The organism is Pseudomonas sp. MF6755 (genome assembly GCF_016405635.1).
GTDB lineage: Bacteria > Pseudomonadota > Gammaproteobacteria > Pseudomonadales > Pseudomonadaceae > Aquipseudomonas > Aquipseudomonas haemolytica.
The window spans coordinates 98,612-124,898 of the sequence record NZ_JAEKDA010000004.1; the positions used below are offsets into that span (position 1 = coordinate 98,612).

Here is a 26,287-nt window from a genome sequence, read left to right on the forward strand (position 1 = left end):
TTACAGTGCGTGATTGCTACAACTTGCACCAATACAGATGGGTAGCCTGCTAAGAAAATGCAGGCTTCTGACAGGTATTTCGCTGATCAGATCACGATCCTCAGGCATTGCCCGGCGTGATACAGCGAGAACCCGGCTTCATACAGGCAACTGCGCATGCCCGCCCCGACCAACGGTTGCATGGGGGCAAAGGGGATCGGCAGCGCCTGGGGGTCCTGGTGACACAGATAGTCGGCAAACGCCTTGCCCACCACGCTGCCGGTGGTCACGCCACGCCCGTTATAGCCGGTGACCGCCACCAGGCCAGGGGCCGGCTCGAACAGGCGCATCAGGTGGTCGGGGGTAAACGCGATGCAGCCGGTCCAGGTGCATTCCCATTGCACCGATTTGAGGTAGGGGAAGTAGTGCTGTTGCACCCGATCGGCCCACGCCTTGAGAAACCAGGCCGGTTTCTGGTTGCCGTTGCCCAGGCTACCCAGCAACAGGCGGCCATCGGCATCACGACGGATGCTGCTCAGTACCTGACGCGTATCCCACGAGCCCTGGCCGCCGGGGAGGATCTGCCCGGCGGCTGCATCAGTCATTGGCGCCGACGCCACCTGGTAGTAATAGCCGGGAAAGAAGTTACGCCGCAGCTCGGTCCATTCGCCTTCGGTGTAGGCATTGGAGGCGATCACCACCTGCGCGGCCTGCACCGCGCCCTCGGCGGTCTGTACCGACCAGTCGGCACCTTGGCGCTCAAGCTGGGTGACCGGGGAATGGTCGAACAACTGCCCGCCCAACCCTGCGGCGGCATTTGCCAAGCCCGTGGTGTAGGCCATGGGGTTCAAGGTGCCGGCACGTCGATCCAGCAATGCGGCGGCGATTTTCCTGGTGCCTGTGGCTTGCTCGCACGCCTGGCCGGTCAGTAACTCAACCGGCGCGCCACGGCGCTTCCATTGCTCCTCACGGCTGCGCAAGTCCGCTTCGCCACGGGCGTTGTGGGCCATATGCAAGGTGCCCTCGCGGCGTAACTGGCAATCGATGTTGTATTTGTCGATCAGGCTGAACACCAGAGACGGCGCCGCGCCCAACATGCGGTTGAGCTGGCTGCCAACCGCCGTGCCAAACCCGGCTTCGATCTCGTCTGGCGGGATCCACATGCCGGCATTGACCAACCCGACGTTACGCCCCGAACCGCCATGGCCGGTGCGATGGGCCTCCAGCACGGCAACGCTTTTACCCTGCTCCAGCAGGTGAATGGCCGCCGACAGGCCGGTAATGCCGGCGCCGATCACGCACACATCCACCTTGATCGCGCCCTTGAGCGCAGCGCGATCCGGGCGGCCTGGGGTGAGCTGTTCCCATAAACATGTTTCGCGTAAAGGCATTGCCAGACTCCGTAGAGGACCTAACAAACAGCTATTTTTTAAGTTGTGAACCCAATCACATGTGGGAGGGGGCTTGCTCCCGATAGCGGTGGATCAGTTGTACATCTGCTGACTGACACGCCGCCATCGGGAGCAAGCCCCCTCCCACATTTTGACCTCACTTCGACTTGAGGGATCAGTCGAAAGTGATGCCCTGTGCCAGCGGCAATTCCAGCGAGTAATTGACGGTATTGGTCTGCCGGCGCATGTACCCACGCCACGCATCCGACCCCGACTCACGCCCACCGCCGGTCTCTTTCTCACCACCAAACGCGCCACCAATCTCCGCGCCGCTCGGGCCGATGTTGACGTTGGCGATGCCGCAGTCGCTGCCCACGGCCGACATGAATTGCTCGGCTTCACGCACATCGGTGGTGAAGATGCACGACGACAGGCCCTGAGGCACGGCGTTGTTCAGGCGCAAGGCTTCGGCGAAGTCGGTGTAGCCGACCACGTAGAGAATCGGCGCGAAGGTCTCGGTACACACCACATCGCTTTGCTCGGGCATTTCCACAATCGCCGGCGATACGTAGTAGGCGTCAGGGAATTTGTCTTGCAGTTGGCGCTTGCCGCCGAACACCTTGCCGCCTTCGCTCAAGGCTTGCTCCAGGGCGTCCTGCATGTTGTCAAAGCCCTGCTTGTCGATCAGCGGGCCGATCAGGTTGCCTTCCAGCGGGTGGCCGATGCGCACCTTGGAATAGGCGGCCTTGAGGCGAGTGACGATGTCTTCCTTGACCGACTCATGGGCGATCAACCGGCGCAGGGTGGTGCAGCGTTGGCCGGCGGTGCCGACGGCGCTGAACAGGATGGCGCGCACGGCCATGTCCAGGTCGGCGCTCGGGCCGAGGATCATGGCGTTGTTGCCGCCCAGCTCGAGGATGCTGCGAGCGAAGCGTGCGGCGACTTTCGGCGCCACTTCGCGGCCCATGCGGGTGCTGCCGGTGGCGCTGATCAGGGCGACACGCGGGTCTTCCACCAGCGCGGCGCCGGCGTCGCGACCGCCGATGACCACTTGGCTGAGGTACTCGGGGGCACCGTCGAATTTTTTCAGCACGCGCTCGAACAACGCCTGGCAGGCCAGTGCGGTGAGCGGGGTCTTTTCCGACGGCTTCCAGATCACCGCGTTACCGCACACCAGGGCCAGGGTGGTGTTCCACGCCCACACGGCCACCGGGAAGTTGAAGGCGCTGATCACACCGACCACGCCCAGCGGGTGCCAGGTTTCACGCATGTGGTGGCCTGGGCGCTCGGAAGCGATGGTCAAGCCGTAAAGCTGACGCGACAGGCCGACGGCGAAGTCGCAGATGTCGATCATTTCCTGCACTTCACCCAAGCCTTCCTGGGTGATCTTGCCGGCTTCCCACGACACCAGCTCACCCAGGTCGGCCTTGTATTCGCGCAGTACATCGCCAAACTGGCGCACCAGCTCGCCGCGCCGCGGGGCCGGTACCTTGCGCCAGGCCTCGAATGCATGCTCGGCGCGACTGACCTGCTGCTCCACCTCGGCGGCGCCTTCCCAGTGCACACTGGCGATACGGCTGCCATCAATCGGCGTATGCACGGGTTGTTTCCCCGCCTGATACAGCGCTGGGTTTACCCCGAGACGATCAAGCAATGCGGCAACCATGGGTCACTCCTTCAATCCACCAACAACAAAATGTGCGCCGCGGCCCGCACGGCGATCCAGGCCTCATTTGTAGCTGGCCCAAGACTTGCCAACAAACGACGATTAGGCGAGATATCATTCCGTTTATTCATGCAAACAATAAAAAGAGGCATGCCGTGCTGAATAAAAGACATTTGCCCTCGATCACCGCCCTGCAGTGTTTCGAAGCCGCCACCCGCCACCTGAGCTTCACCCGCGCCGCCGAGGAACTGAACCTCACGCAAAGCGCGGTGAGCAAACAGGTGGCGCAGTTGGAAGAGCTGCTGCAACACCTGCTGTTTCGCCGGGTGCGCCGCCGGTTGCAGATGACTCCGGCGGGCGATCTGTACCTGGTGGAAGTGCGCAAGATCCTCACGCAGGTGGAGATGTCCACCCATTACCTGCGCTCCTACGGCGGCGAGACCGAAGTGCTGCGCGTGTCCACGCCCTACACTTTCGGCGCACGCTGGCTGGTGCCGCGCTTGAAAGGCTGGCGCCTGCGCCACCCGCAGATCCACCTGGACCTGTGCAACGAGCAGGAGCCGGACGAGCTGCTGCAAGGCAAGGCCGACCTGGCGTTCTATTTCGGCCAGGGCGCACGCCCGGGCACCGAGAGCCTGAAGCTGTTCGGTGAAGAGCTGGTGCCTGTATGTTCACCCGATAGCTTGCCCGCCCTGCCCTTCACCGACCCCACACAACTGAGCGACCTGGTGCTGCTGCAAAACGCCTCGCGGCCCCAGGGCTGGCATGACTGGTTTGCCAGCCAGGGCTTCCATACCGAACACAGCTACCACGGGCCGCGGTTCGACACGTTTTACATGTGCATTCGCGCAGCGCAGGTGGGCTGTGGCGTGGCGCTGTTGCCGCGCTTTCTGGTGGAAGAGGAATTGGCCGAGGGCAAGCTGGTGATCCCCTGGCAGCATGCAATGCCGAGCCAGGATGCTTACTATCTGGCTTATCCGGAACATTCGGCGGAAGTGCCCAAGGTGCGCGAATTTGTGAAATGGATGCTGGAGCAGGTTATTTAGTGCCTGGTTTACCGCCATCGGGAGCAAGCCCCCTCCCACAGTTGGAATGCGTTTCAAATGTGGGAGGGGGCTTGGTCCCGATGAGGCCGGTGGCCTCACTGAAAAAATCACTGGCAAAACCCCACAGGTCTATGCGCCACTAGCTCCCTTCCTTAATTGTGCGTAAAGGCCGGCGCCCATCGCCGACCCGTCTGGAGATTCCCGTTATGAGCGAGAGTGTGTTTGCCGATCGCATCGTGCAGAACCTGCTCGACACCGACTTCTACAAGCTGACCATGATGCAGGCGGTGCTGCACAACTACCCGAATGTGGAAGTTGAATGGGAGTTCCGTTGCCGCAACAGCGAAGACCTGCGCCCGTACCTGGCAGAGATCCGCTACCAGATCGAGCGCCTCGCCGAGTTGAGCCTGAGCCCGGACCAGCTGGGTTTCCTGGAACGCATCAGCTTTATGAAGCCAGACTTCCTGCGCTTTCTCGGGCTGTTCCGCTTCAACCTGCGCTACGTGCAGACCGGCATCGAGAACGGCGAGCTGTTTATCCGCCTGCGTGGGCCGTGGCTGCATGTGATCCTGTTTGAAGTGCCGATGCTGGCCATCGTCAGCGAAGTGCGGAACCGCTACCGCTACCAGACCGTGATCCTCGAACAGGCGCGCGAGCAGCTGTACCGCAAGTTCGATTGGCTGACGGCGAATGCCAGCAGCGATGAACTCTCGGAGCTGCAAGTGGCAGACTTCGGTACGCGCCGACGCTTTTCCTATCGCGTACAGGAAGAAGTGGTCAGCGTGCTCAAACATGACTTTCCCGGGCGCTTTGTCGGCACCAGCAACGTGCACCTGGCCCGCGAGTTCGATATGAAGCCGTTGGGCACCATGGCCCACGAATGGATCATGGCCCACCAGCAACTCGGCCCACGCCTGATCGACAGCCAGATCGCCGCCCTGGATTGCTGGGTACGCGAGTACCGTGGCCTGCTGGGCATCGCCCTGACCGACTGCATCACCACTGACGCCTTCCTCGGTGACTTCGACTTGTACTTCGCCAAGCTGTTCGATGGCCTGCGTCACGACTCCGGCGACCCGATCCAGTGGGCGGAAAAAGCCATTGCCCACTACCACAAGCTGGGCATCGAACCGATGAGCAAGACCCTGGTGTTCTCCGACAGCCTGACGCTGCCCAAGGCCCTGGAGATTTTCCGCGCACTGCGGGGTCGGATCAATGTGAGCTTTGGCATCGGCACCAACCTGACCTGCGACATTCCGGGGGTGGAACCGATGAGCATCGTGCTTAAAATGACCGCGTGCAACGGCCAGCCCGTCGCCAAGATCTCCGATGAAGCGGGCAAGACCCATTGCACCGACCCGAATTTTGTCGCTTATTTGCGTCACGTTTTCAAAGTACCTGCCCTTTCCAGCAAGGAGTGAATCATGCAAGCCGTACAGCGTGAGATTGCGCAGCAGCTCAAGGTCCAAGCGCCGTTCAACGACCAGGCCAGCCTTGAAGCCGAGATCGCCCGACGCGTGAGCTTTATCCAGGACTGCCTGCGAAATTCCGGGCTCAAGGCCCTGGTGCTGGGCATCAGCGGCGGCGTCGACTCCCTGACCGCCGGCCTGCTGGCCCAGCGCGCGATGCAGGAACTGCGCGCCAGCACCGGCGACGAGGCTTACCGCTTTATCGCCGTGCGCCTGCCCTACGAAACCCAGTTCGACGAACACGACGCCCAGGCCTCGGTGGACTTTATCGAGCCGGACGAGCGCCACACCGTCAACATCGGCCCGGCGGTCAAAGCCCTGGCTGATGAAGTGGCCGCGTTTGAGGGCAAGGCGGCCGTGTCCCGCGACTTCGTGCTGGGCAACACCAAGGCGCGTATGCGCATGGTGGCGCAATACACCATCGCGGGCGCAGCCGGTGGCCTGGTGATCGGTACCGACCACGCGGCGGAAGCGGTGATGGGTTTCTTCACCAAGTTCGGTGATGGTGCCTGTGATCTGGCGCCATTGAGCGGGCTGGTGAAGAACCAGGTGCGTGCGATTGCCCGGCACTTTGGTGCGCCCGAATCGCTGGTGGAGAAGATCCCGACGGCGGACCTGGAAGACTTGTCGCCGGGCAAGCCGGACGAAGCGTCACATGGCGTGACCTATGCAGAGATTGATGCGTTTCTGCACGGTGAGCCGGTGCGTGAGGAAGCGTTCAGGATTATCTGCGAGACGTATCGCAAGACTGAGCACAAACGGGTCATGCCATTCGCGCCGTGAGGTCAGCCTGATAGTTTTGCATTGATTGCCAGACCGCTTTCGCGAGCAAGCCCGCTCCCACATTCGACCGCATTCTCATGTTGGAACTCGGTCAAGTGTGGGAGCGGGCTTGCTCGCGAAGAACGATAACGCGGTGTTACTTCAGGACCACAGCGCCTTTCATCATCGAGTTATGGCCAGGGAACGAGCAGAAGAACTCGTAATCAGTGCCCGCTGCCAGCTTGGACACATCGAAGGTCACCGAATCTGTCTCACCAGCGCCAATGATCTTGGTGTGGGCGATGACGCGGGTGTCGCCTTCTTTCAGGTAGTTCTTGTCGATGCCTGCAGCCATGCCATCGGTGGCAACGCCAGCCATGTCGGCCTTGGTGGTCAGCACCCAGTTATGCCCCATGACGTTTTTGGGCAGGTTGCCAGAGTGCTTCAGCTCAACGGTGAACTGCTTGCAGCTCTTGTCGATGGTGATTTCTTTGGTATCAAAGGACATCTGGTCGGTGGAGTCGACGGTGACCTTGCACTCTGCAGCAAGCAACTGGCCGCTCGCCAGAGTCAGCAGGGAAACAGCAACGAGTTTGGCAAACATGTGAATCTCCAAGGCAGGGTTTAGAAAACGCTTATTGCGACAAGGGTGCCTCAAGCAGGCTTAAATTCTTATGATCTGAATCAACAGATTGTATACAACTTTAGGCTATCGGCTTGATCAACACAATCAACCAGCCAAAGTGCCGCAGGCTGCCTATGATCGGCTCATTCCCCACTGGAGTGCGCACCATGCACCTTAACCACCTGTTCAACGGCCTGCTGGCCGCGTACGCCTGCGGTAAGTGAAGGCGAAAGGCACCTTGAAGCTGCTACCATGACGACCCAAGGCAGCTGCGCGCCGCCCACCCTCACCTTCGACCCTAGAGGATCGCCCATGGCCAAACCTAATTACTCCTTCGCCAAACGTCAGAGAGACTTGGCCAAGGAACAGAAGAAAGAGGAAAAGCTGCAACGCAAGAAAGCCGCTGCAGACGAAGAAGCAGGCGCACTGAACCCGGATGCCGAAGGTGAAGTGGCGACTGACGAGACCGAAACTCCGAAAGACCCGGCGGAATAAATTTTGTTGGGGTGAGCAGGCCCTTCCTGCTCACCACAACCCACCGCTACTCCAGCGGCATGACCGTCACCCGTACCTCCGGGTCATGGCTCCCTCCCCCCAGAATCACCCCACGCAACGGCGACACATCAGAGAAATCCCGGCCCCAGGCCAGGGTGATGTGCTCCAGTGCCGGCTGCACATTGTTGGTCGGATCAAAATCCACCCAGCCCGACACCGGGCAAAACACCGAGACCCAGGCATGGGACGCATCGGCGCCGATCAGCCGTGGCTGGCCGGGCGGTGGCTGGGTCAGCAGGTAGCCACTGATATAGCGCGCGGCCAGCCCCCGCGAGCGCAGGCAGGCGAGCATCAGATGGGCGAAGTCCTGGCACACCCCGCGACGGCGCTCCAACACTTCCACCAGCGGCGTGGCGACCTGGGTGGCTTCGGCATCGAAGGTGAACTCGCTGAAAATCTTCTGCATCAACGCCTGCGTGCCCAACAGCAAGGGCTCACCAGGCGGGAAACAGCTTTCAGAGAACTCGACGAAGGTTTTTTTTAGATGCACATAGGGCGACTCGAAGCGATAACGACAGGCTTCGATCATCTGCGCGGTCAGAGGCTGGCTGCTGTAGGTCAGGCTGTCACGGGTGTGGTCCCAGGCCGGCGATTGCTGGAAGTCCAGCACAGGCCGCGCCAGCACTTCCACGGTCAGCGCCGCGTTCACCAGTAATTCATCATGGGGCCGCTCGAACGCCAGGCGGGTGATCGGGTTGCCGAACACGTCCAGCTCATCGCGACGCGAAGACGGCTGCGGGCTGATATCCAGCTGTTGCCAGGTACAGCGCTGCCAGGCACACGGCCGCGGCCATAAGTGCGCCAGTTGCTGGGCCAGGGACACCGGGCTGTCGTAGTGGTAATGGGTATCGTGGAAAATCTGGTAGCGCGCACTCATCACACCGACACCGTCTGCTGGCTGACATCATCCACATGGGCAAAATGGCGCAACGCCAGTCGATCCGACACTTGCCCACTCTCATCGGCGACCGCTTGCAGCAGGTCGGCCAGGCCGTCCAGCGCGGCACGCACGCTGGATTCTCCAAACAACGGGTTTTCCAGGCAGCCCAGGTCGAAACGCGCCAGGCTTTCCACCAACGGCGCCAGCCCGGTTTCCCTCGGTACACCAAAGTCATCGTTGAGGCGACGCAAGGTGCGGCTCACCAGTTTCAACTGAAACAGCACCGCGTGAGGGTTCTGCTCATCGAGCAACAACAGGTCGAGCACCGGGATCAACTGCGGCACCGCCAGGTAGCGCGAGCGATAGGTGATGCTGCTGTTGCCCAGTTCCAGCAACCACTCCAGCCCAGCCTGATCGAACACCGCCACACCGCGCAGGAACGCCGCCAGGCTAGTACTGAGAAATTGCAGGCGCTCGATACGCCGGCCCATCATCAAGAAGCGCCAGCCCTCATCGCGGGTCATGTCGTCCAGGGCAAACCCGGACAGTGCTGCGAGAGACATCACCAAGCGGTTGAGGAAATCCAGCAGTTCGCCAAAGTCCGGCGTTTCGCTTTCCAGCTCCATGGCTTCGCGTTGCAACTCCACCAGGGCCTGCCAGTTTTCCCGGGACAACTTGCCGCGTACCTGGGAAGCCGCCCACTGTAAGCGCTGCAGGTTGGCGCGCAGGCTCGAAGGCCAGTCATCACCAAGCAAGGCTGCGAGCAGGCGCTCTGGCAACTCACCTTCCTCCGGCAGCAGGCGCAGGCTCTCACCCAGCTCGACCGCCGCCTGCAACGCCAATGGATCATCGCCATCGACATAGCGCGCCAGCACGACACGCAGCCAGCGCGCACTGTCATCGCAGCGCTCGCAATAGCGGCCAAACCAGAACAGGTTTTCCACTACCCGCGAAGGCAGGTAAGGGTCGCGGCGCACCAGATCGTGGGCACCAATCGCGCGCTGGGCTCGCCATTGTTCACCGGCACTGGCGCGTTCGCCGAGCACCCAAGTGTCCTTGCTCGCACCGCCGCGCTGCATCGAGACCACTTCGGCATCGGCCTCGGCGGCCACACGGGTGAGGCCGCCGGGCAGCACGCGATAGCCTTCATCGCTGGCCACGGCGTACACGCGCATGCCGATGGCGCGGTGTTGCAGATGGTCCTCTTCGGTGTGCCACACCGGCGCCTGGGACAATTGCGCCAGCTCCTGGGCGACATAGGCGTAAGGCCGTGCGCGCATACGCTCGGCCAGGGCCTGGCGTTGCTCGTCATTCAGGTCACGACCAAACACCGGGGCGAAACTTTGCGAAGGAAAGGCCGGCTTGATCAGCAGTTCGGGAAGCTTTTCCAGGGCCTCGGCCAGCACCGGTGCTTCACCGCACCACCAGGTGGCGATGGATGGCAGGATCAGCTCCTCACCAAACAGGAATTGGTTGATCCTGGGCAAGAAGCCGAGCAAACCGGGAGACTCCAGCACACCGCTGCCCAGGGCATTGGCCACCAGCACATTGCCTTGGCGCACGGCGTCGAGCAGGCCGGGCACGCCGAGCGCCGAGTCGGTACGCAGCTCCAGCGGATCGCAGAAATCGTCATCCAGGCGACGCATGATCGCGTGGACCCGACGCAGCCCGCTGAGGGTCTTGAGGAACACCGTGCTGTCGCGCACGGTGAGGTCGCCGCCTTCGACCAGCGGGTAACCGAGTTGGCGCGCCAGGTACAAGTGTTCGAAATAGCTCTCGTTGAAACGGCCCGGTGTGAGCAGCACGATCAGCGGCGGCTGGTCATCGCCGGGAGCCTGGCGCGCCAGGGTTTCCTGAAGTGTACGGAAGAAACCGGTGAGGTGCTGCACCTGCAAATCACGGTACAAGTCCGGGAAGGCGCGGGACACGATGGTACGGTTTTCCAGGGCGTAGCCAGCGCCCGACGGGGCTTGGGTGCGGTCAGCGGTGACCCACCAACGGCCATCCGGCGTGCGCGCCAGGTCCACTGCGTATAAGTGCAGGAACGCGCCGTCGGGCGGCTGGATGCCCTGGCAAGGCCACAGGAAATTGTTATGGCCGAACACCAGCTCTGCCGGCAGCAGGCCTTCCTTGATCAGGCGCTGCGGCCCATAAAGATCGGCCAGCACCGCATTGAGCAAGCGCGCACGCTGGGCGATACCCGCCGACAATTGCTGCCACTCATCCGCAGCCAGCACATGGGGCAGCAGGTCCAGTTCCCAGGGGCGATCAGCGCCCTTGGGGTCGGCGTAGACGTTGTAAGTCACGCCGTTTTCCTGGATCTGGCGCGTCAGCAGCGCCTGGCGCTGGGCCAGTTGTGCAGGCGTGCTGCGTTGCAGGTGATCGAGCAAACGCTGCCAATGGGCACGCACTGCGCCGCTGGCATCCAGCAGTTCGTGATAGGTGCCCGCGGTCAGCGGGTAACGGTCGAGCAAGTCGGACATGGAACGCTCGGCAGGGGCAAGGGGCTCAGATTAACCTAACAAACAATGCAAATCCCTTGTGGGAGGGGGCTTGCTCCCGATGGCGGTGTTCAGCCAAGTATCAGGTGACTGATGTACCGCAATCGGGAGCAAGTCGAATCGTCGCACCGCCCCTCCCACATTTGGATCGCATTCAATCATCTTTATTGGGGAAACGGCGCAAATCCAAGGTCATTGGCAATTCATCGCTCACCACTACAGTCGGCACAGGGAGCTTGCCTGGGCTATGCCCCAAGCGGAAAAACCGCGCCATCCGCCGACTCTCGGCCTCATTGGCATTCACCGGCAAGCTGTCGTAATTGCGCCCGCCCGGGTGCGCCACATGGTATTGGCAGCCGCCCAACGAGCGCTGCATCCAGGTGTCGAGCAGGTCAAACACTAACGGCGCGTGCACCGCGATGGTCGGTTGCAGGCAGTTGGCCGGTTGCCAGGCGCGATAACGCACGCCAGCGACAAACTCTCCGACTCGGCCGGTCGGTTGCAGCGGCACCGGGACGCCATTGCAGGTCAGCAGGTAGCGCTGCGCTGGCAGGCCGCTCAACTTCACTTGCAGGCGCTCCAGGGACGAATCCACGTAGCGTACCGTGCCGCCCACCGCGCCCTCTTCACCCAGCACATGCCAAGGCTCCAATGCCTGGCGCAGTTCCAGTTCGATACCGCTGACGGCGTAGTCGCCCACCTTGGGGAAGCGGAATTCCAGATGCGCCGCAAACCATTCGGCGCGCAGCGGGTAGCCGGCAGCATTCAGCTCGACGATCACGTCGGCAAAGTCCTGCTCGATAAAGTGCGGCAACAGGAAGCGGTCATGCAACTCGGTGCCCCAGCGCGCCAGTTTCGGCGGTGCGTAAGGCTCGCGCCAGAACCGTGCGACCAACGCCCGCAGCAGCAATTGCTGGGTCAGGCTCATGCGCGCATGGGGCGGCATTTCAAAGGCGCGCAGTTCCAGCAGGCCCAGGCGGCCGGTGGCGCCGTCGGGTGAATAGAGTTTGTCGATACAGAATTCGGCGCGGTGGGTATTGCCGGTCACGTCGATCAGCAGGTTGCGCAACAGGCGATCCACCAACCACGGCGGGCATTCCTCGCCAGGGGCTGGCATCTGCGCGAAGGCGATTTCCAGTTCATACAGCACATCGTTGCGTGCCTCGTCCACCCGTGGCGCCTGGGAGGTCGGGCCGATAAACAGGCCGGAGAACAGGTAGGACAGCGACGGGTGGTTATGCCAGTAGCTGATCAGGCTGCGTAGCAGGTCAGGGCGGCGCAGGAACGGTGAGTCCTTGGGCGTCGCGCCGCCCAGCACGAAGTGGTTACCGCCGCCGGTGCCGGTGTGGCGCCCGTCGATCATGAATTTCTCGGTGGTCAGGCGAGTTTGCCGGGCCTCTTCGTAGAGGAATTCGGTGCGTTCCACCAACTCATCCCAGGTGGCGGACGGCTGTACGTTGACCTCGATCACACCGGGGTCTGGCGTCACCCTGAAATTGCTCAAGCGTGTGTCCGCGGGCGGCTCGTAACCTTCCAGCAACACCGGGCAATGCAGCTCTTGGGCTGTGGCCTCGATGGCCGCTACCAGTTCCAGGTAATCCTCGACGCGCTCCAGCGGCGGCATAAACAGGTACAGGCGCCCTTCCCGTGCCTCGGCGCACAGCGCGGTGCGGGTCAGCCAGTCGGCGGATTCGTCGACCTTCGGCACACGCTCATCGCTCGGGGCCGGCTCGCCGTGGCTGTGCAGTTGCGCGGCGGTCGGCAACTGCGGCTGATCCTGATTCGGGTCGGTCGGATGCACGAACGGATACTCCGCCGCCGTCACCCACGGCTGGGAAGCCAAGGGCAGCCGATAACCCAGCGGCGAATCGCCCGGCACCAGGCGGCAGTGGTTGTCACGCAGGTACCAGCGCCCACTCTGCCAGCGATCATTGGCCGCCGTGCGCGCCAGCGGCAGCACTTGGCCGATGACTTTATCCAGGCCCTGGCTGAAGACTTTGCGCAGGCGTTCGCGCTCCAGCTCGTCACTCAAGCGCGGGTCCTGGGCGCTGACGTTTTGCGGCAACGCGCCTTCGCGCCACAGGTAGTAGAAGTTGTCTTCGAACGCCGGGAACACAAAGCGCGCCGGCAGTTTCAGGCGTTCAGCGACGCTGGCCAGGAAGCGCCCCGCCATCGCGCCGTCAGCCCCATAGTCTTGTTGTTCATCGGCGATCAACGCACTGTTGTGCCAGATCGGCACCCCATCGCGACGCCAATAGCAATTGAGCGACCAACGCGGCAGTTGCTCGCCGGGGTACCACTTGCCCTGGCCGAAATGCACCAGGCCCTTGGGCGCATAGTGCTGGCGCAGGCGTTGGAACAGCTCGGCGGACAGGCGACGCTTGTCCGGCCCCAGGGCGGCGGTGTTCCACTCGGCGCCGTCGGGGTCGTCGATCGAAACGAAGGTCGGCTCGCCACCCATGGTCAGGCGCACGTCGTGCTTGAGCAGGTCAGCATCGATCTGCCGGCCCAGGGCCTGGATCGCCAGCCATTGTTCTTCGGTGTAGGGCTTGGTCACCCGCGGCGCTTCCCAAATGCGCTCTACCGACATCTCGTGGGTAAATTCGCACTCGCACGGCTCCACCAACCCGCTGATCGGCGCGGCAGAAGATGGATCGGGGCTACAGGCCAACGGGATATGCCCTTCACCGGCGAACAGCCCGGAAGTCGCGTCGAGGCCGATCCAGCCGGCGCCGGGCAAATACACTTCGCACCAGGCGTGCAGGTCGGTGAAGTCCACTTCGGTGCCCGACGGGCCGTCGAGGGCCTTGACGTCGGCGGCTAGCTGAATCAGGTAACCAGAGACAAAACGCGCCGCCAAGCCCAGGTTGCGCAGCAATTGCACCAGCAGCCAGGCAGAATCGCGGCAGGAACCGGAGGCGTTTTCCAGGGTGAACTCCGGGGTTTGCACGCCCGGTTCCATGCGGATCAGGTAGCCGATATCGGCGGCCAGACGCTGGTTCAGCCCCACCAGGAAATCCACCGCAGGCAATGGCGTTCGATCGATACCGGCCAGGTACGCGGTAAATCTTGGCGTCAGCGGCAAAGTTTCTAGGTACGGCGCCAGCTCGCGTTGCTCATCGGCGGCGTAGCTGAACGGGATTTTTTCGGCATACGGCTCGAGGAAAAAGTCGAACGGGTTGAACACCGCCATCTCGGCGACCAAGTCGACTTCGATGCGCAGTTCGTCGGTCTTTTCCGGAAACACCAGGCGCGCCAGGTAATTGCCCTGCGAGTCTTGCTGCCAATTAATGAAATGCTGCTCGGGCAGCACCTTCAGCGCATAAGACAAAATCCGCGTGCGGCTATGAGCCGCCGGGCGCAGACGCACAATCTGTGGGCCGAGTTCGACAGCGCGGTCGTAGCGGTAATGCGTAACGTGGTGCAACGCGACATGAATCGACACGGCGGCCTCCTGCGAGCCAGGGCATGGATACATAGCGCGCAAGACTTATGCCAGAGCGGCCGTCATTGCGCTTTTTCGTATGACCCGGTGCAGTACAGCACCAAAACGGCGCCAGCGGGGTGCCGTGGTGCGAGGCTTGCACATATTTGTGGCGCATGTGTGCCCGCGAAGTGGTGAAACGACTCAATCAGGCTGCCTCACGCAGCCGGCGCACCTCAACCAACTTACCCACCATCGAGCGATAGCCTTTGCTGTTGATCAGCAACAACCCAAGTAATGGCCAGAACAGGCTTTCACTGTAGATAAACCAGTGCGGGTGATACTGCAGCGTCGGCAACACCACCAACAGGCACATCACGAAAAAGCCCACCATGCCCCACACCGCCCAGGCGTGCCCGCGCACCACCAGGAAGTTGCTGTTGACCGAGCGCACCAGGCCTGCAACGCTAAGCCCCGCGCTGAAAGCATCGCCTATCTGGACGATGGTGGAATGCTTGAGCTGGGAGCGGTTGGAGTCCATGCCGATGCCGACCAGGGGTTGCCCATGGGGAGTAATCTTCCTTGAAATGGCTGTTGACTGAACTGGCGCTTTCGCGAGCAAGCGCGGTCCCACACTTGAGCGAGTTCCAGCATGAGAATACGGTCGAATGTGGGAGCGGGCTTGCTCGCGAAAGCGCTTCAATGGGGCTCACATTAACAAACAGCCTACCCAGTCAGCGTTTTTTGCGCGCGGCGATCACGGCTTGACGCAGGTGGCGTATTTCCAGAAGCCGCTGGCGCATTTCGCGGTGGCGATTGCTGTTGAGCAGCAGTAATCCCAGCAGCGGGAATAACACCGCCGAACCATACACCAGGCGATTTAGGTCGTATTGAATCATCGGCAAGACGAACAGCAGGCACGCGCCGAGGTATCCCGCCATCAGCCGGGTCGCCCAAGGATAGCCACGCGCAATCATCACGTTACCAAGTACCAGGACCGCCACCAGTATCAAGATCGCCGCCCCCGAATAACTGGACTTGAGCTGCGGATCAACCCCGCGCAAATACGTCACGCCCGCCGTGGAGATCGCGACTGAGCCAGAAAAGATCGCCATGAAAATGGTACCCATGAACACCGGAAAATAACGCGCAAGGAAACTGCGCATGTCGGGAAAGCCGTTCATTCCGTCAGGTCCTCATAAAGGCCGATAGCAATCGTCTCGGCAGTGCCCACGTGACCGCTTCGATAGCTGCCCCAGATACCCAAGAGCCCTCCCAGGGCATCCTTGAGTTGAGTCAGGGTTGCATGACGAATCTGCGTGGAACTGTAGCTCTTGGTCAATTTGCCGGTGCGCTGCTGCAATTTGAGCAACTTGGGGGTCAGACTTGGGTCCTTGAGGCTTAGCAATTCCTTGGTCAACTTCTTGCGCTCCTGGCGGCTCAGGCCCTTGAGCAACTCGTACCAACTCTTTCCCAATGCCGCTGCTTTGTTGGCCTTGAGCAGTCTGACCGTGGTCAAGGCACCCGTGCCGATGCCCACCAAAGAGGCCGCATCGAGGATGGGTGAAACGGCGCCGTACCATTCGGCGTCGTCCATGCGGTCATTGGCATCAGGATCCAGTATTTCGTTATAGGTGCGCGCTACGCCAAACCCGCATTGGGCGCTGCTGGCCGCTGCAGCCGTAATGCCAATGCCTACCACGAAAGCGCTGGCGCCCGCCGTAAACGGCACTGCGACGCTACCACTGAACACCACGATCCAACCGATCACCGCCGCGCCGCAGGAAAGGCCCATATCAAACGCCTCTTTTTGAAGGCGTCCTTCCCTAGGATCGGTCTTCACCTGCTCCACGAACTGTGCAGGCGAAATGTACTTCTGTGCCTCACGCAAAATGATGCGCTTGGGCTTGATGCTGCAGATGGGTTTGAACTCACGCAGGGTGACGACATTGAAGTCGGCGTCGATGTACACAACACCTGCGCCGACGATGCCGGGGTCAGCGTCGATGGCCGCAAACAGCCGTGGCAGGTTGACCTGGCTTTCGATGCGCTGGCGCGCCATGAACTGCGAACGGTTGGAGTCCATGCCGATGTTGAGCAGGGGATTGCTCATAAGTGTTCTTCCTTGAAAGTGACGGTGGCCGGGCCGGGCCGGGCAATCTAATGGGCGCCACCTTAACAAACGGCCTACCCACCGGCTAGAAAGCAAAACGCCAGCACGAGGCTGGCGTTTTGCATTTCAGGCTGCGATCAACGCGGCACGACTGGCTTGCGCGCAGGCTTGCCGCCCTTGCCCTTGGCCGCATCAGCGCGTTCCTTGGCCGCCTGCTTGTTGCGCGCCTGGGCCGCTGCCTTGGCTTGCTCGCGCTTGTCCCACGGGTTGCTGCCGTCGCTGCCACGGGGCGGCAGGCCGGTGTGCTGGGTGAGGATTTTAGTCGTGGTTTCCTTGGCGACCTTGTGGCTGCCTGCTGGCGTCGAGTTCTTGCGACGGGCGCTCTGATAGCTATCAGTGCTCGGCTGGTGCAGCGGGATCAACTGGTCCTTGCCCGGCCCGATCAGGTCGGCACGGCCCATGCGGGTCAGCGCTTCACGCAGCATCGGCCAGCCTTTCGGGTCGTGGTAACGCAGGAACGCCTTGTGCAGACGGCGCTGGTCTTCGCTCTTGACGATGGTCACCGCGTCGCTCTTGTAGGTGACCTTGCGCAGCGGGTTCTTGCCCGAGTGGTACATCGCGGTGGCGGTGGCCATTGGCGAAGGGTAGAACGCCTGCACCTGGTCGGCACGGAAGCCATTGCCCTTGAGCCACAGGGCCAGGTTCATCATGTCTTCATCGGTGGTGCCCGGGTGGGCGGCGATGAAGTACGGGATCAAGTACTGCTCCTTGCCCGCTTCCTTGGTGTACTTCTCGAACATGCGCTTGAACTTGTCATAGCTGCCAATGCCCGGCTTCATCATCTGGTTGAGCGGACCTTCCTCGGTGTGTTCCGGGGCGATCTTGAGGTAACCACCGACGTGGTGGGTGACCAGCTCTTTCACATATTCAGGCGACTCGACGGCCAGGTCGTAGCGCAGGCCGGAAGCGATCAGGATCTTCTTCACTCCCGGCAACGCACGGGCGCTGCGGTACAGCTGGATCAGCGACGAGTGGTCGGTGTTCAGGTTCGGGCAGATGCCGGGGAACACGCACGACGGCTTGCGGCACGCGGATTCGATCTCCGGGCTTTTGCAGGCGATGCGGTACATGTTCGCGGTCGGGCCGCCGAGGTCGGAGATCACGCCGGTAAAGCCCGGTACCTTGTCGCGGATCTCTTCGATCTCGCGAATGATCGACTCTTCGGAACGGTTCTGAATGATGCGGCCTTCGTGCTCAGTGATCGAGCAGAAGGTGCAGCCGCCAAAGCAGCCACGCATGATGTTTACCGAGAAGCGGATCATGTCGTAGGCCGGGATCTTCTCCTTGCCGTACACCGGGTGCGGTACGCGGGCGTAAGGCATGCCGAACACGTAGTCCATTTCTTCGGTGGTCATCGGGATGGGCGGCGGGTTGAACCACACGTCCACTTCGCCATGCTTCTGCACCAGGGCGCGGGCGTTGCCTGGGTTGGTTTCCAGGTGCAGCACGCGGTTGGCGTGGGCGTAGAGCACCGCGTCACCACGGACTTTTTCCACCGATGGCAGGCGGATCACGGTCTTGTCGCGGGTCATGCGCGGGCTGGCCAGGATCTGCACGACCTTGGCTTCCGAAGGATCTTCAACTGGGCCCTTTTCCTGCTCAATGGCGCAGGCCTGGGTGTCCTGGGTGTTGACGTACGGGTTGATAATCTTGTCGATCTTGCCCGGACGGTCGATGCGTGTGGAGTCGACTTCGTACCAGCCCTGCGGCGTGTCACGGCGAATGAACGCGGTGCCGCGTACATCGGTGATGTCTTCGATCTTATGGCCCCACGACAGGCGCTGAGCCACTTCGACGATGGCCCGCTCGGCGTTGCCGTACAGCAGGATATCGGCGGTGGCGTCAATCAGGATCGAGTTGCGCACCCGGTCCTGCCAGTAGTCGTAGTGGGCGATGCGGCGCAGGGAAGCTTCGATGCCGCCGAGCACGATCGGTACGTTCTTGTAGGCTTCCTTGCAACGCTGGCTGTACACCAGGCTGGCGCGGTCCGGGCGTTTGCCGGCCATGCCGCCAGGGGTATAGGCGTCGTCGGAGCGGATTTTCTTGTCGGCGGTGTAGCGGTTGATCATCGAGTCCATGTTGCCGGCCGCGACGCCGAAGAACAGGTTCGGCTCGCCGAGCTTCATGAAGTCGTCTTTGGACTGCCAGTTGGGCTGGGCAATGATCCCGACGCGGAAGCCCTGGGACTCCAGCAGCCGGCCGATGATGGCCATGCCGAACGACGGGTGATCCACATACGCATCACCGGTGACAATGATGATGTCGCAGGAATCCCAGCCAAGCTGATCCATCTCCTCCCTGCTCATGGGCAGGAATGGCGCAGGACCGAAACATTCGGCCCAGTACTTGGGATAGTCAAATAACGGCTTGGCTGTTTGCATGACGGTGACCGGTGTTGAGATGAAAAATCGCGGGCGCGGAATATAGCACAAATTTTGACCAATTCCGACGGTTATGGTCGGAATTGAGCAGACGCGTTATTCGTCGTCGTCGAAGTTGTAACTGCCCGGCGCCAGGTTCTCGAAGCGCGTGTACTTACCGATGAATGCCAGGCGGATAAAGCCGATAGGCCCGTTCCGCTGCTTGCCGATGATGATCTCGGCAATGCCTTTGTGCTCGGTCTCGGGGTGATACACCTCGTCGCGGTATACGAACATGATCACGTCAGCATCCTGCTCGATCGCTCCGGATTCCCGCAAGTCGGAGTTCACCGGGCGCTTGTTGGGACGTTGTTCCAGGGAACGGTTGAGCTGGGACAGTGCCACCACCGGGCAGTTGAATTCCTTGGCCAGGGCTTTGAGGGACCGGGAGATTTCGGAAATCTCGTTGGTACGGTTGTCACCGCTGGAGCCCGGGATCTGCATCAATTGCAGGTAGTCGATCATGATCAGGGCGATGTCGCCGTGCTCACGCACCAGGCGGCGGGTACGCGCGCGCATCTCGGACGGGCTGATACCGGCGGTGTCGTCGATGAACAGCTTGCGGTCGTTGAGCAGGTTGACTGCCGAGGTCAGGCGCGGCCAGTCGTCGTCTTCCAATTGGCCGGAACGCACCTTGGTCTGGTCGATACGCCCCAGCGACGAAAGCATACGCATGATCAGCGATTCGCCTGGCATCTCGAGGGAGTACACCAGCACCGCCTTGTCGCTGCGCAGTACAGCGTTTTCCACCAGGTTCATCGCGAAGGTGGTCTTACCCATGGACGGACGGCCGGCGACGATGATCAGGTCGGACGGTTGCAGGCCGCTGGTCTTTTCGTCGAGGTCGGTGTAGCCGGTGGAAATACCGGTAATCGCGGCATCAGTGTTGAACAAGGTGTCGATGCGGTCGATGGCCTTGGTCAGCAGGTCGTTGACACTCACCGGGCCACCGGTCTTGGGCCGCGCTTCGGCGATCTGGAAGATCTGGCGCTCGGCTTCATCGAGGATCTCGGCGGCGGTGCGGCCTTCGGGGTTGAAGGCGCTGTCGGCGATTTCGGTACTGATGCCGATCAACTGGCGCAGGGTGGCGCGCTCGCGAACGATCTGGGCATAGGCCTTGATGTTGGCGACAGACGGCGTGTTTTTCGCCAGTTCACCGAGGTAGCCCAGGCCGCCAACTTGAGATGTCTGGCCTTCCTTGTCCAGTTGCTCGGCCAGGGTCACCACGTCGATCGGTGAGTTCTGGTCGGCCAGCTTGGCGATAGCGCGGAAGATCAGGCGGTGGTCATGGCGATAGAAGTCACCGTCCGAGACTTGATCCAGCACGCGTTCCCAGGCGTTGTTGTCCAGCATCAAGCCACCGAGCACGGCCTGTTCGGCCTCGATGGAATGCGGCGGCACCTTCAGGGCAGCGGTTTGCAGATCGTATTGCTCAGGAGCTGAAATATCGTTCATGGCCACTTGGAATTTGGGGTTTGTAGAAAAACAAAAGGCACGACCTGTAAACAGGATCGTGCCCGATGTTAACTGGCTGGCACGCGGGGTGCCAGTCAGTTAGGTGCTGCTTAAGCTGCTACCACGACAACGCGTACGGTGGCTTCAACTTCGGCGTGCAGGTGCACGGCTACGTCGAATTCACCTACGTTGCGGATGGTGCCGTTCGGCAGACGAACTTCGCTCTTCTGCACTTCAACGCCGGAGGCGGTCAGTGCATCAGCGATGTCGTGGGTGCCGATCGAACCGAACAGCTTGCCTTCGTCACCAGCGGTGGCAGTGATAGTCACTTCCAGCTCAGCCAGTTGGGCAGCGCGAGTTTCGGCCGAAGCTTTTTTGTCTGCTGCGGCTTTTTCCAGCTCAGCACGACGCTCTTCAAACGCAGCCAGGTTGGCAGCGGTTGCAGCGGTGGCTTTGCCGTATGGCAGCAGGTAGTTACGACCGTAGCCGGCCTTAACGTTCACTTTGTCGCCCAGGTTGCCCAGGTTGGCGACTTTTTCCAGAAGGATCAGTTGCATGTGAAAATCCTCTAACTTTTAACCTTCACCGTTCGCGTTATCGGCGTCTTTCGACGCCAGACGACCGCGAAAATCAATCAGGCCGTCGACAATGGCCAAAACCACGAGTAACGGATAGATCAGCTGCATGAACAGCAACAGCGTGACGTACAACCCCACCAGCCAAAACTTGGCCAGGCGCTTCTGCGCGGCCAGCCCATGAATCAGGGCCAGCCCGGCAAACACCAGCGGTACGCTGCAAATCGGCGCCAGCAAGGCCATCTGTGGACCGAAGTTCGGCCCGACAACCATGCACGCCAGCAGCAACATCGCCGGCCCCGCGGGGATTCTGATACTGCGAAACTCGCGACCAAAACCACCCGGGTTGTACAACAACGCCTGCCAATAACGCCCAAGAATCAGGCTCAGCACGCTGACGACCTGCAACAAAGCCGCAATCAGGCCGGTCAGGACCGGGGCAATCAGTGACGCAAACCGCGCTCGCTCATCTACCGACAACTGCTGGTAGAGATCCCCGAGGGCCAGCGGGAGGATCTTGACGATCTCCTGCGACAGCGCCTCGATTTGCGGGCGGAAAGCCGCGCCAAGCATCACTGAGTACACCAACCCCAATGCCACGCTGACCAGCAGCGTGCGGACCCAGGACTCACTTGCGCGCAGAACCAACGCAAGGCTCGATGACCCCAGCAGTACCAGAAGTACTCGTGGATCACCGAATTGAAGCCACCAGATCAAGGCCGGCAACAATCCCAGGGCAAGAACGCCAAGGGCGTCCTTCAAACCGCGCCGCAGCAGCACAAGGCAACCAGCGGCAGCACCCAACCAATAAAGCAACGGCAATGCCGCACATCCAGCCACTACGAGAGTGGCCTGCACGCGACCGCGCATGATGAACTCAGCTAAGGCGCGCATGCATTCAATCCCTTACTACTTGTCGACTGCCCGGTCTCAGCGGCCGTGGCTGTCGGTGTAGGCCAGCAGGGCCAGGAAGCGGGCGCGCTTGATAGCGGTGGCCAGCTGACGCTGATAACGTGCTTTGGTACCGGTGATACGGCTTGGAACGATTTTGCCGGTCTCGGATACGTAGGCTTTCAGAGTGTTGAGATCTTTGTAATCGATCTCTTTCACTTCTTCAGCGGTGAAGCGGCAGAATTTACGACGACGGAAGAAACGTGCCATTTGATAGGCTCCTTAAAAGGTCCGTGGATTACTCGTCAGCGTTGTCGCTGTTGTCGCTGTCATCACTATCAGCGCTTTCAGCGCCTTCGTGCTCAGGACGGTCGCGACGCTCACGGCGCTCACTGCGGTTTTCTTCAGCCTTGAGCATCTCGGATTGGCCGGTAACGGCTTCTTCGCGACGGATGACCAGGTTACGGATCACTGCATCGTTGTAGCGGAAGTTGTCTTCCAGCTCGGCCAGGGCCTTGCCAGTGCACTCAACGTTCAGCATCACGTAGTGAGCCTTGTGAACATTGTTGATTGCGTAGGCCAGTTGACGACGGCCCCAATCTTCCAGACGGTGGATTTTGCCGCCGTCTTCTTCGATCAGCTTGGTGTAACGCTCAACCATGCCGCCGACTTGTTCGCTTTGATCCGGGTGGACCAAAAAGATGATTTCGTAATGACGCATGAATGCTCCTTACGGGTTGTAGCCTGCCGCTCAAAAACGGTCAGACAAGGAGTGAATGACACTTATGGATCTTGCCGCAGGGAGGCACATGCGTGCCCGCCAGGAAGGCAAGGGGCGCAATTGTAGAGAAGGGGGAGAAGCGGCGCAAGGTGATTGGTGATTATTTGAACAATCTATCAAACACCACAAAACAAATGTGGGAGGGGGCTTGCTCCCGATTGCTGGAGGTCAGTCACATCACCTGTAACTGACCCACCGCTATCGGGAGCAAGCCCCCTCCCACATTTTGCATCTATGCCAGACTCAGAATTACTTCTTGGCCTTGACCTTGGCACCGCGCTGGCGCTGGGCTTCAAACAGGCATACGCCCGTTGCAACCGACACGTTCAGGCTGCTGACGCTACCGGCCATCGGCAAGTGCACCAGGTAATCGCAATGCTCACGGGTCAGGCGACGCATGCCTTTGCCTTCGGCGCCCATGATCAGGATGGTCGGGCCGGTAAGGTCTTGATCATAGATGCTGACCTCAGCCTCGCCGGCCGTGCCGACGACCCACAAGCCGCGCTGCTGGAGTTTCTCCAGGGTGCGCGCCAGGTTGGTCACAGCCACCAGCGGAATCACTTCCGCCGCACCGCAAGCCACTTTACGCACCACCGGGGTCAGGGTCGCCGACTTGTCCTTAGGCACGATCACCGCCAGCGCACCAGCAGCATCTGCCGAACGCAGGCACGCGCCGAGGTTGTGCGGGTCGGTCACGCCGTCCAGCACCAGCAGCAGCGGCGCACCTTCGGTACGGTCGAGCAGCTCATCGAGCATCGCTTCGCCCCACACCTGGCTTGGGCTGACGTCCGCAACCACGCCCTGGTGTACACCTTCGACCCAAACGTCCATCTCACGACGCTCGGCCTGGCCGATGGCAACCTTGTTTTGGCTGGCCAGTTCGACCAGCGCCTGCACACGCGGCTCGCTGCGACCTTCCGCCAGCCAAACTTGCTTGACGCGTTTAGGGTGGTGACGCAGCAGTGCTTCTACGGCGTGCACGCCGTAGATTTTTTCCAGACTCATGACTTGGCCTTAGGTTTGCGCGAGCCGCCGCTTTTCGCGGGGGCCGAACCCGCTTTCGGCGGGCCTTTACGATGTTTACTGGGCTTGCTCGACGGCTTTTCCGCCCCGTGGGACTTTCCCCCAGACGCCGCTTTACCACCGCTTTTAGCTTCGCTGAGCAGCTGTTGCTTCAACTCACGGCTCTTGCGCAGCTCGGCGTTTTTCGCCGCGGCGTCGCTTGGGCGGTAGGCCTCAGGGGCCTTGTCCTTGGCAGAAGAACGGCGACCGGTCTTGGCGGGCGCAGGCTCGGCGGCGGCCGCTTTCGCTGGCGCCCCTTTGCCTTTGGCAGCCGGCGCGGCGGTTTCACTGCCACGCTTTTTACGACCCGTCGGCTCTGCTGGCTTGTCAGGCATACCGAAGTCGATCTTGCGCTCGTCAAGGTCAACGCGCATGACCTGCACTTCCACCGTGTCGCCGAGGCGGAAACTGCGGCCAGTACGCTCGCCCGCCAGGCGGTGATGCACAGGATCGAAGTGGTAGTAGTCACCCGGCAAGGCAGTGACGTGCACCAGGCCCTCGACGTAGATGTCGGTCAACTCGACGAACAGGCCAAAGCCGGTCACTGCGGTGATCACGCCAGGGAACGACTCGCCCACGCGATCCTTCATGAACTCACACTTGAGCCAGTTCACAACGTCGCGGGTGGCTTCGTCGGCGCGACGCTCGCTCATGGAGCACTGCTCGCCCAACTGCTCCAAAGCCGCTTCGTCGTACGGATAGATCCGCGCCTTCGGAATGGTCATGGCACCGGCGCGCTTGACGTGCGGGGTGTTCTGCTTGGAGTGGATCACGCTGCGGATCGCCCGGTGCGTGAGCAAGTCCGGGTAACGACGAATTGGCGAAGTGAAGTGGGTATACGCCTCGTAATTCAGGCCAAAGTGGCCCTGGTTATCGGCGCTGTACACCGCCTGGCTCAGGGAGCGCAGCATGACGGTCTGGATCACGTGGTAATCCGGACGGTCCTTGATGCTGGCCAGCAGAGCCTGGTAATCCTTCGGCGTCGGGCCGTCCTTGCCTTTGTGCAGGGACAGGCCAAGCTCACCGAGGAACGCGCGCAGTTTTTCCAGGCGCTCCGGCGGCGGACCATCATGCACGCGATACAACGCAGGGATTTCATGCTTCTTCAGGAACTCGGCAGTGGCCACGTTGGCCGCCAGCATGCATTCCTCGATCAGCTTGTGCGCGTCGTTACGGGTGGTCGGCGTGATAGCCGCAATCTTGCGCTCGGAACCGAAGACAATCCGGGTTTCCTGGGTTTCAAAATCAATAGCGCCACGGGTATGACGGGCGCCCAGCAGCACCTTGTACAGCGAATACAGCTGCTTGAGGTGCGGGACCACGCCAGCGTACTCGCTACGCAGGGCCTTGGCTTCGCTGGTCTTCGGCGCTTCCAGGATGGTGCTGACCTTGTTGTAGGTCAGGCGTGCCTGGGAGTGGATCACCGCTTCGTAGAACTGGTAGTCGGTCATTTCGCCGGTTTTCGAGATAGTCATCTCGCACACCATGGCCAAACGGTCGACTTTCGGATTCAAGGAGCACAGGCCGTTGGACAACTGCTCAGGCAGCATCGGGATCACGCGCTCAGGGAAGTACACGGAGTTGCCGCGTACCTGGGCTTCGTTATCCAGGGCCGAACCGATCTTCACGTAGCTGGATACGTCGGCAATCGCGACGAACAACTTCCAGCCGCCGGAGAACAGGCGCAGCTTGCCAGGCTTGGCTTCGCAGTAGACCGCATCGTCGAAGTCGCGGGCATCTTCGCCGTCGATGGTGACGAACGGCAGATGACGCAGGTCGATGCGTTTTTCTTTGTCTTTCTCTTCGACTTCCGGCTTGAGCTTGGCGGCTTCTTTGAGCACGGCCTCAGGCCAGACGTGAGGAATATCGTAGGTGCGCAGCGCGACGTCGATTTCCATGCCCGGCGCCATGTAGTTGCCGACCACTTCAACGATATCGCCCTGGGGCTGGAAGCGCGCAGTTGGCCAGTGGGTGATCTTCACCTCGACGAACTGACCGACCTTGGCGGCGCCATTACGGCCCGGGGTAATCAGCACTTCCTGCTGGACCTTCGGGTTATCCGGCACAACAAAGCCGATACCGCCCTCTTCGAAGTAACGACCGACGATGGACTCGTGGGCACGGGACACTACTTCGACGATCACGCCTTCACGACGACCGCGACGGTCGAGGCCGGAAACGCGCGCCAGGGCACGGTCGCCATCGAACACCAGGCGCATTTGCGCCGGGCTCATGAACAGGTCGTCGCTGCCGTCGTCCGGGATCAGGAAGCCGAAGCCGTCACGGTGGCCGGCGATGCGGCCGAGGATCAGGTCGAGCTTGTCTACCGGCGCGTAAGTGCCGCGGCGGGTGTAGATCAGTTGAGCGTCGCGCTCCATGGCGCGCAGACGGCGGCGCAGGGCTTCGAGCTGGTCTTCGGTGGTCAGACCGAATTCTTCGACCAACTGCTCGCGGCTAGCAGGCGAACCACGATCGGCGAGGTGCGCCAGGATCAGTTCGCGGCTAGGAATAGGGTTTTCATATTTTTCCGCTTCACGAGCGGCCTCGGGATCGAGGGACTGCCAATCGGCCATTAGAGAGTTTTCACCTTGTCTATATGCGGGTTAGTTTGGCATACGCGTATTGAAACGGG

General features: G+C 61.2%; 21 protein-coding genes. 4 read left to right on the plus strand and 17 right to left on the minus strand.

The window, feature by feature from the left end; genetic code table 11:
* Window positions 1-86 precede the first annotated feature (86 nt).
* On the minus strand, window positions 87-1,370 hold the full coding sequence (gene amaA, locus JFT66_RS06110) for an L-pipecolate oxidase (protein WP_198858976.1): 1,284 nt from the start codon (window positions 1,368-1,370) through the stop codon (window positions 87-89).
* Between the two features lie 175 nt (window positions 1,371-1,545).
* Window positions 1,546-3,036 (minus strand): L-piperidine-6-carboxylate dehydrogenase, encoded by a 1,491-nt coding sequence (gene amaB / locus JFT66_RS06115; protein WP_198858977.1) that lies wholly within the window; start codon window positions 3,034-3,036, stop codon window positions 1,546-1,548.
* Between the two features lie 155 nt (window positions 3,037-3,191).
* Here amaB and JFT66_RS06120 point away from each other — a divergent pair, with 155 nt between their 5' ends.
* From JFT66_RS06120 to nadE, 3 genes are all read left to right on the plus strand, one after another.
* The gene (locus JFT66_RS06120) at window positions 3,192-4,082 is read left to right on the plus strand and encodes a LysR family transcriptional regulator (RefSeq protein WP_198858978.1); all 891 of its coding nucleotides are present in this window, start codon (window positions 3,192-3,194) and stop codon (window positions 4,080-4,082) included.
* Between the two features lie 206 nt (window positions 4,083-4,288).
* A complete protein-coding gene (pncB, locus tag JFT66_RS06125; RefSeq protein ID WP_003188094.1) occupies window positions 4,289-5,503 on the plus strand; it encodes a nicotinate phosphoribosyltransferase in 1,215 nt (404 codons plus the stop codon).
* A gap of 3 nt (window positions 5,504-5,506) precedes the next feature.
* On the plus strand, window positions 5,507-6,334 hold the full coding sequence (gene nadE / locus JFT66_RS06130) for an ammonia-dependent NAD(+) synthetase (protein ID WP_198858979.1): 828 nt from the start codon (window positions 5,507-5,509) through the stop codon (window positions 6,332-6,334).
* A 136-nt stretch (window positions 6,335-6,470) separates the two neighbouring features.
* Here the strand turns inward: nadE and azu are convergent, their stop codons facing one another.
* Complete coding sequence (azu, locus tag JFT66_RS06135) at window positions 6,471-6,917, minus strand: azurin (protein ID WP_034117462.1); 447 nt, start codon at window positions 6,915-6,917, stop codon at window positions 6,471-6,473.
* A gap of 333 nt (window positions 6,918-7,250) precedes the next feature.
* Between azu and JFT66_RS06140 the strand changes: the two genes are divergently transcribed.
* Window positions 7,251-7,433 carry a hypothetical protein gene (locus JFT66_RS06140; RefSeq protein WP_034117461.1) on the plus strand — a complete coding sequence of 61 codons (183 nt, stop codon included), beginning with the start codon at window positions 7,251-7,253 and terminating at the stop codon, window positions 7,431-7,433.
* 46 nt (window positions 7,434-7,479) lie between these two features.
* On the opposite strand, the gene JFT66_RS06145 is transcribed toward JFT66_RS06140, so the two are convergent.
* The 14 genes from JFT66_RS06145 to rnr form a co-directional block, all read right to left on the minus strand.
* On the minus strand, window positions 7,480-8,370 hold the full coding sequence (locus JFT66_RS06145; protein ID WP_153838745.1) for a transglutaminase family protein: 891 nt from the start codon (window positions 8,368-8,370) through the stop codon (window positions 7,480-7,482).
* A complete protein-coding gene (locus JFT66_RS06150; protein WP_034117459.1) occupies window positions 8,370-10,856 on the minus strand; it encodes a circularly permuted type 2 ATP-grasp protein in 2,487 nt (828 codons plus the stop codon). Before JFT66_RS06150 ends, JFT66_RS06145 begins: the two co-directional genes overlap by 1 nt.
* A 172-nt stretch (window positions 10,857-11,028) precedes the next feature.
* Complete coding sequence (locus JFT66_RS06155; protein ID WP_198858980.1) at window positions 11,029-14,319, minus strand: transglutaminase family protein; 3,291 nt, start codon at window positions 14,317-14,319, stop codon at window positions 11,029-11,031.
* Window positions 14,320-14,506: 187 nt separating this feature from the next.
* Complete coding sequence (locus JFT66_RS06160) at window positions 14,507-14,839, minus strand: hypothetical protein (RefSeq protein WP_233094209.1); 333 nt, start codon at window positions 14,837-14,839, stop codon at window positions 14,507-14,509.
* A 193-nt stretch (window positions 14,840-15,032) separates the two neighbouring features.
* A complete protein-coding gene (locus tag JFT66_RS06165; RefSeq protein WP_034117455.1) occupies window positions 15,033-15,482 on the minus strand; it encodes a hypothetical protein in 450 nt (149 codons plus the stop codon).
* Window positions 15,479-16,411: an NAD synthetase gene (locus JFT66_RS06170; RefSeq protein ID WP_034117454.1), complete on the minus strand. Its 933-nt coding sequence runs from the start codon at window positions 16,409-16,411 to the stop codon at window positions 15,479-15,481. Before JFT66_RS06170 ends, JFT66_RS06165 begins: the two co-directional genes overlap by 4 nt.
* Window positions 16,412-16,548: 137 nt before the next feature.
* On the minus strand, window positions 16,549-18,852 hold the full coding sequence (locus tag JFT66_RS06175) for a YgiQ family radical SAM protein (protein WP_034117453.1): 2,304 nt from the start codon (window positions 18,850-18,852) through the stop codon (window positions 16,549-16,551).
* A 96-nt stretch (window positions 18,853-18,948) separates the two neighbouring features.
* Window positions 18,949-20,346: a replicative DNA helicase gene (gene dnaB / locus JFT66_RS06180; RefSeq protein WP_034117452.1), complete on the minus strand. Its 1,398-nt coding sequence runs from the start codon at window positions 20,344-20,346 to the stop codon at window positions 18,949-18,951.
* A gap of 110 nt (window positions 20,347-20,456) precedes the next feature.
* Complete coding sequence (gene rplI / locus JFT66_RS06185; protein ID WP_003171376.1) at window positions 20,457-20,903, minus strand: 50S ribosomal protein L9; 447 nt, start codon at window positions 20,901-20,903, stop codon at window positions 20,457-20,459.
* 18 nt (window positions 20,904-20,921) lie between these two features.
* Window positions 20,922-21,815 (minus strand): hypothetical protein, encoded by an 894-nt coding sequence (locus tag JFT66_RS06190; protein ID WP_153838741.1) that lies wholly within the window; start codon window positions 21,813-21,815, stop codon window positions 20,922-20,924.
* A gap of 36 nt (window positions 21,816-21,851) precedes the next feature.
* Complete coding sequence (gene rpsR / locus JFT66_RS06195; RefSeq protein ID WP_003171373.1) at window positions 21,852-22,082, minus strand: 30S ribosomal protein S18; 231 nt, start codon at window positions 22,080-22,082, stop codon at window positions 21,852-21,854.
* Window positions 22,083-22,110: 28 nt separating this feature from the next.
* Window positions 22,111-22,533 (minus strand): 30S ribosomal protein S6, encoded by a 423-nt coding sequence (gene rpsF, locus JFT66_RS06200; protein ID WP_003217491.1) that lies wholly within the window; start codon window positions 22,531-22,533, stop codon window positions 22,111-22,113.
* 309 nt (window positions 22,534-22,842) lie between these two features.
* On the minus strand, window positions 22,843-23,598 hold the full coding sequence (rlmB, locus tag JFT66_RS06205) for a 23S rRNA (guanosine(2251)-2'-O)-methyltransferase RlmB (RefSeq protein ID WP_153838740.1): 756 nt from the start codon (window positions 23,596-23,598) through the stop codon (window positions 22,843-22,845).
* Window positions 23,595-26,228, minus strand: a complete 2,634-nt coding sequence (gene rnr, locus JFT66_RS06210) for a ribonuclease R (RefSeq protein WP_034117450.1) — start codon at window positions 26,226-26,228, stop codon at window positions 23,595-23,597. The genes rlmB and rnr overlap by 4 nt, the downstream gene beginning before the upstream one ends.
* Window positions 26,229-26,287 lie beyond the last annotated feature (59 nt).

Coding starts and splice junctions, on each gene's coding strand:
- rlmB (WP_153838740.1), bottom strand. CDS start 23,598: ATGAGTCTGGAAAAAATCTACGGCGTGCACGCCGTAGAAGCACTGCTG.
- amaA (WP_198858976.1), bottom strand. CDS start 1,370: ATGCCTTTACGCGAAACATGTTTATGGGAACAGCTCACCCCAGGCCGC.
- rpsF (WP_003217491.1), bottom strand. CDS start 22,533: ATGCGTCATTACGAAATCATCTTTTTGGTCCACCCGGATCAAAGCGAA.
- rpsR (WP_003171373.1), bottom strand. CDS start 22,082: ATGGCACGTTTCTTCCGTCGTCGTAAATTCTGCCGCTTCACCGCTGAA.
- JFT66_RS06175 (WP_034117453.1), bottom strand. CDS start 18,852: ATGCAAACAGCCAAGCCGTTATTTGACTATCCCAAGTACTGGGCCGAA.
- JFT66_RS06170 (WP_034117454.1), bottom strand. CDS start 16,411: ATGAGCAATCCCCTGCTCAACATCGGCATGGACTCCAACCGTTCGCAG.
- JFT66_RS06145 (WP_153838745.1), bottom strand. CDS start 8,370: ATGAGTGCGCGCTACCAGATTTTCCACGATACCCATTACCACTACGAC.
- JFT66_RS06150 (WP_034117459.1), bottom strand. CDS start 10,856: ATGTCCGACTTGCTCGACCGTTACCCGCTGACCGCGGGCACCTATCAC.
- rnr (WP_034117450.1), bottom strand. CDS start 26,228: ATGGCCGATTGGCAGTCCCTCGATCCCGAGGCCGCTCGTGAAGCGGAA.
- rplI (WP_003171376.1), bottom strand. CDS start 20,903: ATGCAACTGATCCTTCTGGAAAAAGTCGCCAACCTGGGCAACCTGGGC.
- dnaB (WP_034117452.1), bottom strand. CDS start 20,346: ATGAACGATATTTCAGCTCCTGAGCAATACGATCTGCAAACCGCTGCC.
- JFT66_RS06165 (WP_034117455.1), bottom strand. CDS start 15,482: ATGAACGGCTTTCCCGACATGCGCAGTTTCCTTGCGCGTTATTTTCCG.
- pncB (WP_003188094.1), top strand. CDS start 4,289: ATGAGCGAGAGTGTGTTTGCCGATCGCATCGTGCAGAACCTGCTCGAC.
- amaB (WP_198858977.1), bottom strand. CDS start 3,036: ATGGTTGCCGCATTGCTTGATCGTCTCGGGGTAAACCCAGCGCTGTAT.
- azu (WP_034117462.1), bottom strand. CDS start 6,917: ATGTTTGCCAAACTCGTTGCTGTTTCCCTGCTGACTCTGGCGAGCGGC.
- JFT66_RS06160 (WP_233094209.1), bottom strand. CDS start 14,839: ATGGACTCCAACCGCTCCCAGCTCAAGCATTCCACCATCGTCCAGATA.
- JFT66_RS06190 (WP_153838741.1), bottom strand. CDS start 21,815: ATGCGCGCCTTAGCTGAGTTCATCATGCGCGGTCGCGTGCAGGCCACT.
- JFT66_RS06140 (WP_034117461.1), top strand. CDS start 7,251: ATGGCCAAACCTAATTACTCCTTCGCCAAACGTCAGAGAGACTTGGCC.
- nadE (WP_198858979.1), top strand. CDS start 5,507: ATGCAAGCCGTACAGCGTGAGATTGCGCAGCAGCTCAAGGTCCAAGCG.